This is a genomic window from Enterococcus sp. LJL99 (genome assembly GCF_054871725.1).
Genome location: NZ_JBTXLT010000006.1, coordinates 250,537 through 266,151, shown reverse-complemented (window position 1 = coordinate 266,151; position 15,615 = coordinate 250,537). Strand labels below are relative to the sequence as shown.

The 15,615-nt window shown below is 35.5% G+C and carries 14 protein-coding genes; 13 read left to right on the top strand and 1 reads right to left on the bottom strand.

Features of this window, described 5'->3' with window-relative positions; genetic code table 11:
* Positions 1–5 precede the first annotated feature (5 nt).
* From mutS to ACYSNW_RS11335, 3 genes are all read left to right on the top strand, one after another.
* Positions 6–2,570 carry a DNA mismatch repair protein MutS gene (gene mutS, locus ACYSNW_RS11345; protein WP_461744613.1) on the top strand — a complete coding sequence of 855 codons (2,565 nt, stop codon included), beginning with the start codon at positions 6–8 and terminating at the stop codon, positions 2,568–2,570.
* Positions 2,571–2,781: 211 nt separating this feature from the next.
* Positions 2,782–4,920: a DNA mismatch repair endonuclease MutL gene (mutL, locus tag ACYSNW_RS11340; RefSeq protein ID WP_461744612.1), complete on the top strand. Its 2,139-nt coding sequence runs from the start codon at positions 2,782–2,784 to the stop codon at positions 4,918–4,920.
* A 312-nt stretch (positions 4,921–5,232) separates the two neighbouring features.
* Entirely contained in the window at positions 5,233–5,856 is a 624-nt protein-coding gene (locus ACYSNW_RS11335) for a DUF998 domain-containing protein (RefSeq protein WP_461744611.1), read from the top strand.
* A 146-nt stretch (positions 5,857–6,002) separates the two neighbouring features.
* Here the strand turns inward: ACYSNW_RS11335 and ACYSNW_RS11330 are convergent, their stop codons facing one another.
* Entirely contained in the window at positions 6,003–6,416 is a 414-nt protein-coding gene (locus tag ACYSNW_RS11330) for a hypothetical protein (protein ID WP_461744610.1), read from the bottom strand.
* A 905-nt stretch (positions 6,417–7,321) separates the two neighbouring features.
* Here ACYSNW_RS11330 and ACYSNW_RS11325 point away from each other — a divergent pair.
* From ACYSNW_RS11325 to nikA, 10 genes are all read left to right on the top strand, one after another.
* Entirely contained in the window at positions 7,322–7,840 is a 519-nt protein-coding gene (locus ACYSNW_RS11325) for an AmiS/UreI family transporter (protein ID WP_461744609.1), read from the top strand.
* A 20-nt stretch (positions 7,841–7,860) separates the two neighbouring features.
* Positions 7,861–8,163 (top strand): urease subunit gamma, encoded by a 303-nt coding sequence (locus ACYSNW_RS11320; protein WP_461744608.1) that lies wholly within the window; start codon positions 7,861–7,863, stop codon positions 8,161–8,163.
* A gap of 38 nt (positions 8,164–8,201) precedes the next feature.
* A complete protein-coding gene (locus ACYSNW_RS11315; protein ID WP_461744607.1) occupies positions 8,202–8,528 on the top strand; it encodes an urease subunit beta in 327 nt (108 codons plus the stop codon).
* Positions 8,529–8,558: 30 nt separating this feature from the next.
* Positions 8,559–10,280 carry an urease subunit alpha gene (gene ureC / locus ACYSNW_RS11310; RefSeq protein ID WP_461744606.1) on the top strand — a complete coding sequence of 574 codons (1,722 nt, stop codon included), beginning with the start codon at positions 8,559–8,561 and terminating at the stop codon, positions 10,278–10,280.
* Between the two features lie 169 nt (positions 10,281–10,449).
* A complete protein-coding gene (locus ACYSNW_RS11305) occupies positions 10,450–10,905 on the top strand; it encodes an urease accessory protein UreE (protein ID WP_461744605.1) in 456 nt (151 codons plus the stop codon).
* A complete protein-coding gene (locus ACYSNW_RS11300) occupies positions 10,895–11,599 on the top strand; it encodes an urease accessory protein UreF (protein ID WP_461744604.1) in 705 nt (234 codons plus the stop codon). Before ACYSNW_RS11305 ends, ACYSNW_RS11300 begins: the two co-directional genes overlap by 11 nt.
* A 14-nt stretch (positions 11,600–11,613) precedes the next feature.
* Positions 11,614–12,225, top strand: a complete 612-nt coding sequence (gene ureG, locus ACYSNW_RS11295) for an urease accessory protein UreG (RefSeq protein WP_461744603.1) — start codon at positions 11,614–11,616, stop codon at positions 12,223–12,225.
* A gap of 1 nt (position 12,226) precedes the next feature.
* Complete coding sequence (locus tag ACYSNW_RS11290; RefSeq protein ID WP_461744602.1) at positions 12,227–13,075, top strand: urease accessory protein UreD; 849 nt, start codon at positions 12,227–12,229, stop codon at positions 13,073–13,075.
* A 116-nt stretch (positions 13,076–13,191) separates the two neighbouring features.
* Positions 13,192–13,962 (top strand): class I SAM-dependent methyltransferase, encoded by a 771-nt coding sequence (locus tag ACYSNW_RS11285; RefSeq protein ID WP_461744601.1) that lies wholly within the window; start codon positions 13,192–13,194, stop codon positions 13,960–13,962.
* 60 nt (positions 13,963–14,022) lie between these two features.
* The gene (gene nikA / locus ACYSNW_RS11280) at positions 14,023–15,615 is read left to right on the top strand and encodes a nickel ABC transporter substrate-binding protein (RefSeq protein ID WP_461744600.1); all 1,593 of its coding nucleotides are present in this window, start codon (positions 14,023–14,025) and stop codon (positions 15,613–15,615) included.

Here is a 15,615-nt window from a genome sequence, read left to right as displayed (position 1 = left end):
CTATTATGCCTCAAAAAACCAAAAATACACCGATGATGGAACAATATTTAGCGATTAAAGGGCAGTACCAAGATGCTTTTCTATTTTATCGCTTAGGTGATTTTTATGAAATGTTTTACGAAGATGCTGTAAATGCAGCTCAATTATTAGAATTAACGTTGACTAGTCGTAACCGAAATGCCGATGAACCGATTCCAATGTGCGGAATTCCTCATCATGCAGCCCAAGGCTATATTGATACCTTGATTGAACAAGGGTATAAAGTGGCGATTTGTGAACAAGTTGAAGATCCCAAGACAACCAAAGGAATGGTCAAACGAGAAGTTGTTCAGTTAATTACGCCTGGAACAGTCATGACTAGTAAAGGATTGGACGCTAAAGACAACAATTATCTGACTGCGATTGTAGAAGCGAATGGTTTATTTGGTTTATCTTATGTAGATTTAAGTACAGGTGAATTAAAAACAGCAATTTTGGAAGATGAAGAAAGTGTCGTTAATGAAGCGTCAGCACTTCAAACAAAAGAAATGGTTTTAGGTAGTGAACTATCGGAATCATTAAAAGAGACGTTACAAACTCGTTTGAATATTATTTTTTCAGAGCAAAATGAATCACAGGAAAATGCGGAATTTAATTTTTTAACAAGTGAATTAACACATCCATTAGCGATTGAAGTAACTGGTCGTCTGCTAACTTATTTAGCCTTGACCCAAAAACGTGGTTTGGCTCATATTCAAAAAGCGGTAAATTACCAACCTGATCATTTTTTAAAGATGGATCATTACTCAAAATTTAATTTAGAATTAACACAGTCGATTCGCACTGGACAAAAAAAGGGAACTCTTTTATGGTTGCTTGATGAGACGAAAACAGCTATGGGCGGACGACTTTTAAAACAATGGCTCGATCGACCACTAATTCAAGAAAAACAAATTTTTGCGCGACAAGAAATGGTTCAATCCTTATTGAATGCATATTTTGAACGTGTCGATCTACAAGCAGCGTTGACAAAAGTATATGACTTAGAACGTTTGGCTGGCCGAGTTGCCTTTGGAAGCGTAAATGGACGCGATTTGATTCAGTTAAAGACTTCACTTGAGCAAGTGCCAATGATCCGAGAATTGATTATTGGTATCAACCAAGGACAGTGGAATGATTTATTAGTTGATTTAACTCCTGTTGAGGATATTGTCGAATTAATCAATCGTTCAATTAATGAAGAAGCACCTTTACAAATAACGGAAGGAAATGTCATCAAAGATCATTACAATCAAAAATTGGATGAGTATCGGGATGCAATGCGTCATGGAAAACAATGGCTTGCAGAATTAGAAGCGAAAGAACGACAAGCTACAGGCATCAAAACGCTGAAAGTTGGTTTCAATCGAGTATTTGGTTATTATATTGAAGTGACTAAAGCGAATTTAGTTAACTTGGAAGAAGGAAAATATGAACGGAAGCAAACTCTTGCCAATGCGGAGCGCTTCATTACGCCAGAACTAAAAGAAATGGAAACCTTGATTTTAGAAGCTGAAGAAAAATCAGTCGATTTAGAATATCAGTTGTTTTTAGAAGTTAGAGAACAAGTAAAAGAAAATATCGATCGTTTACAAAAATTAGCTAAAACAATCAGTGCTGTTGATGTTTTGCAATCTTTTGCGACAGTTAGCGAACGTTATCAGTATGTTCGACCAACGCTAAAAAATAATGGGCAAGACTTGCAGATCGTTGAAGGTCGTCACCCTGTTGTTGAAAAAGTTTTAGGTCACCAAGAATATATTCCGAATAGTGTTCAAATGACGAAAGAAGATATTATTTTACTGATTACTGGACCCAATATGTCAGGGAAAAGTACTTATATGCGTCAACTAGCTTTAACCGTTGTAATGGCTCAAATCGGTTGTTTTGTACCAGCTGAATCAGCGACGCTACCAATCTTTGACCAAATCTTTACTAGAATAGGAGCATCGGATGATTTAATTGCAGGACAAAGTACTTTTATGGTGGAAATGATGGAAGCCAATCAAGCATTACGTCATGCGACACCAAATAGCTTGATTTTATTCGATGAATTGGGACGTGGAACGGCCACGTATGATGGAATGGCCTTAGCTCAAGCAATTATTGAATATATTCATCAAGATGTGAAAGCCAAAACACTTTTTTCAACACATTACCATGAATTGACCGTTTTAGATGAAAAACTTAATGGTCTAAAAAATATTCATGTTGGGGCAGTAGAAAAAAATGGTGAAGTCGTATTTCTTCATAAAATGATGGAGGGTCCAGCGGATAAAAGTTACGGAATTCATGTAGCAAAAATTGCTGGTTTACCAACCTCATTACTTGATCGTGCAGCAACTATCTTGAGTGCTTTAGAAGCAGAAGAAACGCCAATCAAAATCGAATATCAAGAAACAATTCAAGAAGAAACAGAACAACTTTCCTTGTTCAAAGAAGTATCAACGGAAGAACTTGGTGTAATCGATACATTGAAAAAAATCAATTTACTAGAAATCACTCCAATGGATGCGCTGAACAAATTACATGAATTACAAAAACGAATTTAACCTTTATTTGAAACTTCTAGAGTAAAAGAACAGTGGTTGAAACACAGGAAAACTGAGTAAGTGTTGTGCAAGAGTGACTCGTTTTTCGAAGTTAAGTAGGTTTTTCTATAGGTTATAGGATCTTTCTTGATTTCATCAAAATTTCTGGAGAGTTGATTTTTCCTTATCGTTTTAAAATAAGTTTTAGTTGATGAACGAATAAAAGCTAAGGATGGAAGGAGACCGCAAAGTAATGGCGAAAATCCAAGAACTATCGGAACAACTAGCCAATCAAATCGCTGCGGGTGAAGTTGTAGAACGTCCTGCATCGGTAGTGAAAGAATTGGTTGAGAATGCAATTGATGCTGGAAGTACCCAAATCGATTTATTTATTGAAGAAGCAGGCTTAAAAACAATCCAAATCATTGATAATGGTGAAGGAATCTCTAAAGAAGATGTGTTAAATGCTTTTAAGCGCCACGCAACAAGTAAAATTCATACGAGAGATGATCTCTTTCGTATTCGTAGTTTAGGTTTTCGTGGAGAAGCACTGCCCAGTATTGCATCTGTTTCAGAAATTATTCTTGAAACAGCTACTGCAGAAGAAAATGAGGGAAGTTATGTTGTTTTAAAAGGTGGTAAAGTCGAAGAACATCGTCCCGCAGCCTTGCGAAAGGGAACCAAACTAACGGTTTCAAATTTATTTTTCAATACGCCTGCTCGTCTAAAATATGTCAAAACGATTCAAACAGAGCTGGCTAATATTGGAGATATTGTGAATCGCCTAGCTTTGAGTCATCCTAAGATTGCTTTTCGTTTAGTTCATGATGGTAATAAGATGATGTCAACCGCAGGAAACGGCGATTTAAAACAGACGATTGCAGGAATCTACGGTATTAGCACTGCAAAAAAAATGTTGAAAATCGAAGCGGAAGATCTGGATTTCAAATTATCTGGCTATGTTTCCTTACCAGAAGTTACTCGGGCTAGTCGTAATTATTTATCCACAATTATCAATGGTCGTTACATTAAGAATTTTTCATTAAATAAAGCAATCGTGGATGGCTATGGATCGAAATTGATGGTTGGGCGATTTCCAATTGCGGTAGTTGAAATTGAAATGGATCCATTGTTGGTCGATGTGAATGTCCACCCGACAAAGCAAGAAGTCCGTTTAAGTAAAGAAAAAGAATTGATGAGTCTGATTAGTAATGCCATCAAAGATGTTTTAAGTCAAGAACAACTGATACCAAATGCGGTCAATAATTTAGGTTTCAAGAAAAAAGTAGAGCAGCAAGCTAAAACGGAACAATTAGAGATTCCATTATCGGAAGAACCGAAGAAAGATCGTTCCTTAAAAAATGGGGGACTATCATTTGATCCAGCAAGCGGAACTTTTTTCGTTAATCAAGAAAATCCTGTGGCTTCAGAAAATGAAAAAAAACCTGAAACTAAAGAGGCAACGGAAACTGTTTCAACGCCTTTAAATAATGAAGAGAACCGAATCGAAGAAATAGAAAATAGGACAACTTCATCTGAAATAGTCGCAGAAACAACTGAGATTTTTACAATTACTAATTCTAACTCTAGTTCAGTGGAAACTGATGCTCTGACGGTTGAACCTGTTACTGGTGAATCACCTGATTTTTCAGCGGATGATGTCGCTGGTTCAGCTTTATCAGAAGAACATCAAATAAGTGAGCATCCAGAATTCGATTTTTCTAAAGAACGAGAAATACAAAAAGCTTTGAACAAAGTAAATGATGAAAAACCAAAACAACGATTCCCAGAGTTAACTTATTTTGGACAGATGCATGGCACTTATTTATTTGCTTCGAGTAAAGATGGGCTATATATTATTGACCAACATGCTGCGCAAGAACGAATCAAATATGAGTATTTTCGGGAAAAAATTGGAGAAGTTTCTGATGATTTGCAAGAGTTACTCGTTCCCATTGTTATTGATTATCCAAACAGTGATGCACTAAAAATCAAAGAACAAAAAGAAATGCTTGAAGAAGTAGGGATCTTTTTAGAAGATTTTGGTCAAAATAGTTTTGTGATTCGGGCGCATCCGACGTGGTATCCGTCAGGTGAAGAGGAAATTATTATTCGTGAAATGATTGATATGATGTTAGTCACTGGCAAAGTGAGCGTTAAAAAATTTCGAGAAGCAACAGCGATTATGATGAGTTGTAAACAGTCGATTAAAGCCAATCATTATTTAAATGAGCAACAAGCACGTGTTCTTTTAAGCGATTTGGAAACTTGTGAAAATCCGTTTAATTGTCCACACGGAAGACCTGTTTTGATTCATTTTACTAACTCAGATATGGAAAAAATGTTTAAACGAATCCAAGATCCCCATTAAAATAATTCGGGCGTATCTGCAAGTTGCGATAAAAATTACCGCTAGGCTTGCAGATACGCCCTAAAACTATTAAATGGCTGGAAAACTAGAAGATAAGACAAATTGTTTTTGGAAAAGGGTTAGTAGCAATGTTTGATCTATTAGTTAATCTTCTTGCAACAAACTAGTATAGTTAAAACAATGAATCCTTTGTGTAATGATAAAATTCAGTTGTGTTTTTAATATGTTATTAAGAATGGTGGGCTATTGCTATTATGATTTTTGGTTTCAGCGTATAATAAAAGTGAATCATAGTAACGGAAGGTGTGAAACATGAGTAAAATAAAACAATATAGTTGGTTCTTTTTATTGCTGTTTACTGTCATTGATTTTTTGATTCCTTATATCTTAGGCTTATTTTATCCGCATTATCGCCCATTTCATCAAGTAATTAGCGATTTGGGTGAAGCAGGAAGTCCTGTCAAAGATACATTTCGCTGGACATCAGTAATTGTAGGACTCTTGTTAATTTTAGCTTTGCCAGGAATTTACCAATATTTTTCCAAAATAACAAAAAGAGGCGCAACTCTCTTGATTATGTCTCTTGCTGCATTTGGAGTAGGACAATGTTTATTATCAGGATTGTTTAGTGTCAGTCGTTTACCATCAGGGTTTGATTTATCAATGTTTATTCATCAAGCTGGATCTGCAATTGGAACAATTGGCATGCTGTTGGTTCCCCTTGTTCTAGCAGTAATTTATGGAAAAGCTAACAGTGTGAATGAACGAAATATTTACTTGATTTTGTTTGCTATATCATTACTTTTTTCTGGTATCAATGGATTATCACAAGCAGTGGAATTTACATATAAAGGTGTTTGGCAACGAATCTCAATGTTATGTATGTATTTGCCAACAATGTACTTAGCTCTATCGCTTAAAATCAATCAAAAATAAAAATAGTTTAGGAAAATTACATAGAGGTAAACAAAATAGAAAGAGCCTTTTTTATACTCGTAGAATGCATAGAATAATGTATTTTGCGAGTTTTTTGTAATTGTATCAGCTAACAATTGGTGCATTATAAGCTAATTGTCATTGTTCTACTTATTTTCTTCGGTATCATCCTTTGAGGTTTGTTTTTTTTCCATATAATTGATTGTTGCAGGGATGATTTTTTGGACGTACAACCAAATAAGTAGGAAAAAAACAGTAGGTAAAACTAAATTTATGAGCAAATGGATAGTGGCATTTTTGATAAACATATTAATAATTCCTGTCATATAGCAACTGCAATAAAACGTTAGCGAGATATTTTTAAATTTAATAATTTTCATTTTGGTATTTTCACTAATTGTTTTTTTATATTTTACTTCATAATTGTCTGTATTGATTAATAAGGTAATCATCGTTCCAAAAACACCAATTTTAGCTGTCGTATCTGCCAACAATAGAATAAAAGAAAGAACACAAATAATCGGAAGATAAAAAATAATATCTCTTACTTCATTTTTCATGCCATTCTTCCTCCTATTATTAATGATTACTGGGGCAAATTTTACCAGTAAAACTTCATCCTAACGATCTGTAGAACTATTCTTCCTCAATTACTTTACTGCGGAACTTTTGTTAGTTCAAGTAAAAATTACTTATTCCTAGTTTTATCAAGCTAAAATTAACTTTTTTATAAAAAAATTATTTTAGTTACCACTTTATGCGGATAACAATTCGGTTAATTAATTCTTTTTTCATAATTCTCTCTTTTTCAATAACGATATTTAGAAAAAAAAAGAAAAAAAAGCGAGTAGTTTGACTATAATGGATGCAATAAACCTATTTTGTAAATCATTCTATAGAAATAGTCGGGAAAAATGAGATTGGAGCAAAAGTGGTTAGCTCTGAGAACCGAGTAGGTACGATGCATCATCGAATCACTATGCTCTTCGTGATTTATCGCAATAAGACGGAATTTCCGAAAATGACAAGAAACACGAGAGGTTTCCTTTCGATGTTGAATGATTCCTACTTGGTGTTCTTCAAATTTCCGGTAAATTTCGGCTTGTTTCCGAAAGAGCTGCTTTTGTACCACCGTTTGTTCAGGTTTAGAAGATAGAACAAAGGTGCTCTTTACTTTTGTTTTACTAACCGTATCTTTTGTAAAAAAAATAAATCCGTAGTACATTAATTTTGTAGTCTATAAAAATGTCGTTTCTGATAGAAGTAAATGTTATACGAAATAGTTAAGGAACTTATCGTGCGTCCTAATAACATTTTTAGATGAAGTTTTTGTCGAAAATTGTTCATTATAAATTTGATTATTAAAGCGATTTGTTTTACGGGTGTTGGTTTTTAATAATCAAGGAACGAGTTATTAGGGATGAAATTGTATTTAAAAAAATTGAGAAAGGAGGAGTAACGAAGAATGCTAGGTGTTATTTTATTATACGTAGGTATGGTGCTGATGAGTAATGGATTTTACCGTCTACAAGGAACAAAGGATAAATCGATTGTGGTGATGAATTTGTTTACAGGTGGACTAAGTTTAATCTTAAATCTTGTCGCGCTTTCTTATGGAATTATTGCAGATAAAGAAGCTTCATGGTTCTACGCTAGTGCAACAGGACTTCTATTTGCCTTTACCTATTTGTATACTGCGATTAATTCAATTTTTAATTTGGATCAAAAATTATATGGCTGGTTTAGTTTGTTTGTCGCAATCAATGCAATTCCAGCAGGTATTTTATGTTTCTATGGTTATGGCGGAAACGCATTATACGGCATTATTTGGTTTTTATGGGGCATTTTATGGCTTACAGGTTTTATCGAAAATACCCTTGGAAAAGATTTAGGAAAATTTGTGGGATATCTAGCGATTGGCGAAGGAATTTTCACTGCATGGATTCCAGGCTTTTTGATGCTAGTTAATTTATGGCCTAAATAAGTTGAGAGGAGAATGAAAGGATGCAATTGACAACAAGAGAACAAGAAAAAATGATGATTAGTTTGGCAGCAATGATTGCTCAAAGAAGAAAAGACAAAAAAATCAAATTAAATCATCCGGAAAGTGTGGCATTGATCACCGACTTAGTTTTGGAAGGGGCTCGTGAAGGGAAAACTGTTTCAGAATTAATGAATGAAGGTCGTGTACTGTTAACAAAAGAAGATGTTATGGAAGGTGTTTCCGAAATGATCCCAATGATTCAAGTAGAAGCAACTTTTCCAGACGGTACAAAATTAGTCACGATTCATGATCCTATTCAATAAAAAATAAGCATAATATTTTTGATCAAGGAGGAAATGATATGATTCCAGGAGAATACAAATTAGCAAAAGAACCAGTTGTATGTAACGAAGGATATGATGCAATCACGATAGAAGTCAAAAATGTGGGCGATCGTGCGGTTCAAGTTGGTTCACATTTCCATTTTTATGAAGCCAACGAAGAAGGGCTGAAATTTGAACGTGAACAAGCTCGTGGTAAACGGTTGGATATTCCAGCAGGAACAGCGATTCGTTTTGAACCAGGTGAAACAAGAAAAGTAAACTTAATCGATATGGGTGGTAAACGCCGTATTTATGGTTTTAACAATAAAGTAAACGGCTATTTAGATGACGATCGTAGAGCATAAATGCCAAAATAATTGAAAAGAGGGAAAAATATGAGCTTTGAAATGGATAGAAGTAAATATTCGCAAATGTTTGGCCCTGTACTAGGCGATAGCGTACGTTTAGGAGATACCGATTTATTTGCAGCAATTGAAAAAGATTATACTGTTCATGGTCAAGAAAGTAAGTTTGGTGGAGGGAAAGTACTAAGAGATGGCATGGGTGTCAGTGCAACTGAAACACGTAAAGCCAATCCTTTAGTCGCCGATACCATTATTACGAACGCGACTATTGTTGATTATACTGGAATTATTAAAGCTGATATCGGTATCCGTGACGGAAAAATCTTTGCCATTGGTAAAGGCGGTAATCCAGATAATATGGACAATGTTGATTTCGTTGTCGGAGCAAGTACAGAAGCTATTTCAGCAGAAGGATTAATTGTTACTGCTGGCGGATTAGATATTCATGTTCACTTCATTTCACCAGGACTAGCACATGCAGGTCTTGATAATGGGATTACAACACTGTTTGGTGGCGGAACAGGTCCGGCAGATGGAACGAACTCTGCGACGACTTCTCCAGGTAAATGGCACATTGAAAAAATGTTGCAATCAGCTGAAACGTTACCAATTAATATGGGCGTCATGGCAAAAGGTTCTGGTGCAACACCAGATACAATTGCAGAACAAATCGAAGCTGGCGCGATGGCCATTAAAACCCATGAAGATTGGGGCGCAACCAGTGCTGGAATTGATAATTCATTAAAAGCAGCTGATAAATATGATGTTCAATTCGCAGTTCATACGGATTCATTGAACGAAGGTGGCTTTGTCGGCAATACGTTAGATGCTTTTGCTGGTAGAACGGTTCATACCTTCCATACAGAAGGTGCTGGTGGCGGACATGCCCCTGATATTATGGTTGTTGCTGGTCATGATAATGTATTACCGTCTTCAACTAACCCAACTAATCCATATACAATCAATGAAATCAGTGAATTGTTTGATATGGTTATGGTTTGTCATAATTTAGATCCTAAATTACCAGAAGACGTTTCTTTCGCAGAATCACGTGTGCGTAAACAAACTATTGCAGCTGAAGATGTGCTTCATGATATGGGTGCGTTGAGTATTATGACGTCTGATGCGATGGCAATGGGACGTGTTGGTGAAGTTGCAATGCGTTGTTGGCAATTAGCTGATAAAATGAAAAAACAACGTGGTCCATTAGATGGAGATACAGAATTTAATGACAACAATCGTATCAAACGTTATGTAGCGAAATATACAATCAATCCAGCGATTACAAATGGTGTTTCAGATTATATTGGATCCGTTGAAGAAGGCAAATTTGCTGATTTAGTGATTTGGGAACCTGCTAAGTTTGGGACAAAACCAAAAATGGTCTTAAAAATGGGCATGATTACGTATGGTGTCATGGGCGATGCAAGCTCAAGCTTACCAACACCACAACCTCGTTTGATGAGAGATTTATTTGGTGCTTGTGGAAAAGCTGTTGAAACGACAAATATTACCTTTGTCTCTCAATATGCTTATGATCATGGTGTCAAAGAAACAATGGGCTTAGGAAAAGTTGTTTTGCCTGTTCATAATACTCGAAATCTAACCAAACGCGACATGAAATTAAACAACTATAGTCCAAAAACGATTACGGTTGATCCTCATACCTTCGATGTGAAAATCGATGACGAATTGATTACCTGTGATCCAGTTGAAACCATTTCATTAAGTCAACGTTATTACTTATTCTAAACTTATAGGAGGTTGGGACAAAAGTGATGAGCTATCGGAAGGAAATGTTCTTAGCTAGTAATTAGCTATGAAGAATCGATTTTTGAATGAAGCGAATCAAAACTTTTGTCCCATTCTTTCTCTAATTTTAACTGAAATTTTCATGAAAAAAATCTAAAGGAGGCAGCTTATGATTTTAACAAAAGTAGATACAACCGTTGAGGAATTAACAGATATTGAAAACTATCATGTAGAAACGGTTGTTTTAAGCAGTGACGAATTAAATAAAAAAATTATTCGCGTAACAACTGATCATGGAAATGAATATGGGATTCGCCTATCAGATGAAAGTGAAGGGTTACATAATGGCGCGATTTTTTTCTTAGATGATCATAATTTACTAGTCATCAATGTTCGTTCGGAAGAGATGATTATTATTGAACCAAAAACAATGGATGAAATGGGTGAAATTGCCCATATGCTAGGAAATACGCATAAACCTGTTGTTGTAGAAGAAGGAAAAATCGTACTAGAGCTTGATCCAACAGTGATCGAGTTATTGAATAAAAAGCAAGTCAGCCATAAAGTCGAAAAAATCAAATTGAAAAAACCATTGAAACACGTGGACTTGTCTCATGCACATTAATGGAAAAGCCTTTGAAAATTATCTAGATGTGGTTCAAGTTTGTGATTCAACGTTTCCAATCGGTACCTTCAACCACTCATTTGGAATGGAGAATTATTTAAGAACAGACAAAGTGACGAATGCAGATGAATTCGAAATTTGGTTAGATACCTATTTAAAAACACAGTTCAAATATGGTGAAGGATTACTGATTGCTTTGTGTTTCGAGGCATTAGAAAAGCACGAAATTGAAAAAATTTGGACCTATGACTCGATCATTACTTGTTCTTCTCAAGCGAGTGAAACTAGAAATGGTACTAAAATGATTGCCAAACAAATGATTGACTTAGTTCAAATCTTACATGATATTCCACTTTTAGATGGTTATAAAAAATTGATCAAAGAAGAAGTTGTTTATGGCAATCCGGCAATTGTTTTCTCAATTTTTGCTCATTTTAAAGGTTTGGAAGCACAAGAAGCGACATTATTATATGGCTATAGTATTAATTCTACGATGATTCAAAATGCTGTACGTGCAGTTCCGTTAGGTCAAAAAAGTGGTCAGTTAATTTTACAACGAACGTTTGCTTTATTAGAAGCAATTATCCAAGAAGTTGCAACGTTAGACAGCTCTTATCTTGGTGCGAATGTACCAGGAATTGAATTATCTCAAATCAAGCACGAAACACAAGTCTTTCGATTATTTATGTCTTAGGAGGAAGAAAACAGATGAAAAAAACAGTAATAATCGGCGTTGGTGGTCCAGTTGGATCAGGAAAAACGCTACTTATTGAACGCTTAGTTAGACAAATGAGCCAAGATTTAAATGTAGCAGTTATTACCAACGATATTTATACAAAAGAAGATGCCAATTTTTTAACTAAAAACTCTGTTTTAAGTGAAGATCGCATTATTGGCGTTGAAACAGGCGGTTGTCCTCATACTGCAATTCGTGAAGATGCTTCAATGAACTTTGCGGCAATCGAACAATTACAAGATCGTTTTGACGATTTAGATATTATCTTTTTGGAAAGCGGTGGCGATAATTTAGCAGCAACTTTTAGTCCAGAATTAGTTGATTCTTCGATTTATATTATTGACGTAGCTCAAGGTGAAAAAATTCCGAGAAAAGCGGGTCAAGGAATGATCAAAAGTGATTTGTTCATCATCAATAAAATCGATTTAGCTCCATATGTTGGCGCAGATTTAGATGTTATGCGAAAAGATACAGAAGTCTTCAGAGATGAAAATACATTTTTATTTACCAACTTAAAGGACCAAGAGGGTTTAGATGCTGTCAATAGCTGGATTCGTAAAAATGTTTTACTAGAAGGATTATAGTATGAAGCACGATGTAGATGGCTTGATTCAAATGGCGTTTATCAATCGTAATGAACGTACCATCGCTTCAAAAGTTTATCATGAAGGTAATTCGCGTGTTTCTTCGAATATCCCGTTACCCAATGAAAAAACGCCTTACTATTTCTTTATCAGCACTGGCGGTGGCTTTATTGAAGGTGAAAACTATGAAGTCGATATGACAGTGGAAAAAGAAGCGCATGCAATTGTTACGACGCAAGCACCAACCTATGTTTATAAGTGTGAAAATGGCAAACAAACCACTCAAACTGTTCAGATAAACTTAGCAGACGAAAGCACGTTTGAATATTTGACGGATGAAGTAATTCCATACAAAAATTCAATCTATAAGCAAGAAACGATGATTCACATGAAAGACAGTTCAACAATGGTGTTAATCGACGGTGTGACTGCAGGCTGGTCAGAAGATGAGAAGCCCTTTCAATATACAAATCTTCAAATGAAAACGACGATTTTTATGAATGACCGCTTGATTTATAACGATCATTTATTATGTGAACCGCCAGTCAATGAAATGTCAGCATTAGGGTATTTTGAAGGACAATCAAATTATAATAGTTTGATTGTTGTTAGTCCTAAATGTACGGATGATGTGATTGAAAAAGTCAGACAAGCATTAGACGCAATCGAGACCGATGTCGATTTTGGTCTTTCAAAATTAGAAAAGCCAGGTTTTGTCTTAAGAACTTTAGGTGATAAAGGGGAGAAAAATAGGCAAGTCTTAATGGCAGCCTTAAATTGTTTCCGAATGGAAGAATTAAACGCACCTGAATTAGTGCTTAGTAAAAATGATCATTATTTCCAAAATTGATTATGTAACAATCAGTGATTGATGGAGAAAATCGGTGGAATTTTTAAAAATCTGACTGAAAAAAGATTCGTTTGTAACTAAGTCGCTAAAAGGTATAGATTGAAGGGAAAACTAAAATGGATATTGCAAAGAGTACATTTAAAGATGAAATGATTGATTACTGGTCAGAACGCTCCGAAACTTATGGACAGCAACACCAAGAAGAATTGTTGGGCGAACAAAAAAAACGCTGGCAAGAAGTCATTGTAAATCAATTAAACACAAGTGAACAAACCGTTCGAACGGTTTTGGATATTGGTACAGGCCCAGGTTTTTTGTCCATTTTATTAGCTGAATTAGGATATGAAGTAACTTCAATCGATATGACCGATGAGATGTTGGCGCAAGCTCAAAAAAATGCAGGTGATTTGGCTGATGTAATTAATTGGCAACTGATGGATGCGCAAGAATTACAATTTGAAGCAGAACAATTCGATGCCGTTGTCACTAGAAATGTTACTTGGAATTTAGAAAATCCTGAACAAGCCTACCAAGAATGGCAGCGCGTTTTGAAACCAGGCGGATTATTATTGAATTTTGATTCCAATTGGTATCACTATCTTTATGACGAAAATGTTCGAGAAGCCTATGAAGCCAATCGGAAGCAAACGCAAAAATTAGCAGTCAAAGATTATTATGTAGATACAAATATTGATTGGATGGAGAAATTAGCCAAAGAAATGCCGTTATCAAAAATTTCTCGTCCAGTATGGGATAAACAATTATTGCAAGCGCGTGGCTTTGATTCGGTTAGAATCCATGAAAACATGAATGATCAGCTATTAAGTGACGTTCAAAAAGTTAACTTTCAATTTTCACCTATTTTTCTAATTATAGCAAAAAAATAATAATTTATTTAGGTGAGTTTAAGTTTTACTGGAAATGATGGTATGGAGGAAAAAATAAAAATGAATAAAAAACGGGTAATTGTTGGTTTTTTCAGTCTATTATTTATGGTACTAGTCCTTGCTAGTTGTGGCAAAAAGGAAAAGCAAGATCACGAAGTAGGAAAATTAAATTACGGTAGTACCAAAGATATTAGAGATATCAATCCGCACTTATACAATGGAGAAATGTCGGCTCAAAATATGGTTTTTGAAGGTTTAACCAAAAATGAAGACGGCAAAGTCAAACCGGCTCTAGCTGAAAGCTGGATGATTTCAGAGGATGGGAAAGAATATACCTTTAAATTGAGAGACGGTGTAATGTTTTCCGACGGTGAACCATTCAATGCAGATGCGGTTAAACAAAACTTTGATGCGATTTTAGCCAATAAAGAGCGCCATGCGTGGTTGGATATGGTCAATGAAATTGATACGACAGAAGCTGTGGATGAACATACGTTTAAATTGACCTTGAAACATCCCTACTATCCTACCTTGATTGAACTTGGTTTGACACGTCCTTTCCGTTTTATTTCACCCAAAAGTTTTAAAGACGGGGGCACTAAAGACGGCGTAGTTAATTATGCGGGGACAGGTCCGTATAAATTGACTGACCACAAGGATAATCAATCAGCCAGTTTTGAAGTGAACGATACGTATTGGGGAGAAAAGCCTAAAATCACCGAAGTTGATTGGAAAGTAATTCCTGATTCCCAAACGCTGCTTTTGGCACTTAAAAAAGGAGACATTGATTTGATTTATGGTGCGGATGGCGATCAGCTGAATATGGATGCGTTCAACTCTTTGCGTAAAGATAACTCTTTTGAGTCTGTTTCAAGTCAGCCCGTTGCTTCAAGAGCGATTTTATTGAATAGTAAACGGGAAAATCTCCAGTCACTAGCAGTTAGAGAAGCAATCACTCATGCTATCAATAAAGATAATATTATTAATGGTGTTTTAAATGGTGCGGAAGATGAAGCAGAGACATTGTTGCCGAAAACAGCTCCGTATTCTGATGTTGATTTAAAGCATTTTGATTATAATGTGGAACAAGCTAAAACGTTATTAGATGAAGCGGGTTGGCAAGTCGGTGCGGATGGAATTCGGTATCAAAATGGCAAACCACTCAACCTAACTTTTTCTTATAATGCCCAAAATGCCCAAGAAGGAACTATCGCTGAATCAATCCAAGCCGATTTGAAAGAAGTAGGAATTGATATGTCGATTATTTCCGAAGAAAAACAAAACTTCCTTGATCGGCAAAAAAATGGTGATTTTGATTTACAATATTCTTTATCGTGGGGAACACCTTATGATCCGCAATCTTACGTATCTTCTTGGCGAATTCCAGCTCATGGCGATTATCAAGCCCAAACTGGCTTAGAGAAAAAAGCTTGGTTGGATCAATTAATTACTGAAGTAATGATTGAACCAGATGAAGTGAAACGCCAAGCGGATTATACCGAAATTTTAACGTATATTAATGATCAGTGTGTCTATGTTCCTATTTCCTATTCTAAAACGAAGGCCATCGGAACAGCACAACTCAAAAACGTAACGTTCAATGATTCCCAATACGAGATTCCTTTTGAAAAAATGTATTTTGAAGCAGAATAA

Excerpts from the sequence above, each read along its gene's own strand:
- mutS (WP_461744613.1), top strand. The coding sequence starts at position 6 with ATGCCTCAAAAAACCAAAAATACACCGATGATGGAACAATATTTAGCG.
- mutL (WP_461744612.1), top strand. The coding sequence starts at position 2,782 with ATGGAAGGAGACCGCAAAGTAATGGCGAAAATCCAAGAACTATCGGAA.
- ACYSNW_RS11335 (WP_461744611.1), top strand. The coding sequence starts at position 5,233 with ATGAGTAAAATAAAACAATATAGTTGGTTCTTTTTATTGCTGTTTACT.
- ACYSNW_RS11330 (WP_461744610.1), bottom strand. The coding sequence starts at position 6,416 with ATGAAAAATGAAGTAAGAGATATTATTTTTTATCTTCCGATTATTTGT.
- ACYSNW_RS11325 (WP_461744609.1), top strand. The coding sequence starts at position 7,322 with ATGCTAGGTGTTATTTTATTATACGTAGGTATGGTGCTGATGAGTAAT.
- ACYSNW_RS11320 (WP_461744608.1), top strand. The coding sequence starts at position 7,861 with ATGCAATTGACAACAAGAGAACAAGAAAAAATGATGATTAGTTTGGCA.
- ACYSNW_RS11315 (WP_461744607.1), top strand. The coding sequence starts at position 8,202 with ATGATTCCAGGAGAATACAAATTAGCAAAAGAACCAGTTGTATGTAAC.
- ureC (WP_461744606.1), top strand. The coding sequence starts at position 8,559 with ATGAGCTTTGAAATGGATAGAAGTAAATATTCGCAAATGTTTGGCCCT.
- ACYSNW_RS11305 (WP_461744605.1), top strand. The coding sequence starts at position 10,450 with ATGATTTTAACAAAAGTAGATACAACCGTTGAGGAATTAACAGATATT.
- ACYSNW_RS11300 (WP_461744604.1), top strand. The coding sequence starts at position 10,895 with ATGCACATTAATGGAAAAGCCTTTGAAAATTATCTAGATGTGGTTCAA.
- ureG (WP_461744603.1), top strand. The coding sequence starts at position 11,614 with ATGAAAAAAACAGTAATAATCGGCGTTGGTGGTCCAGTTGGATCAGGA.
- ACYSNW_RS11290 (WP_461744602.1), top strand. The coding sequence starts at position 12,227 with ATGAAGCACGATGTAGATGGCTTGATTCAAATGGCGTTTATCAATCGT.
- ACYSNW_RS11285 (WP_461744601.1), top strand. The coding sequence starts at position 13,192 with ATGGATATTGCAAAGAGTACATTTAAAGATGAAATGATTGATTACTGG.
- nikA (WP_461744600.1), top strand. The coding sequence starts at position 14,023 with ATGAATAAAAAACGGGTAATTGTTGGTTTTTTCAGTCTATTATTTATG.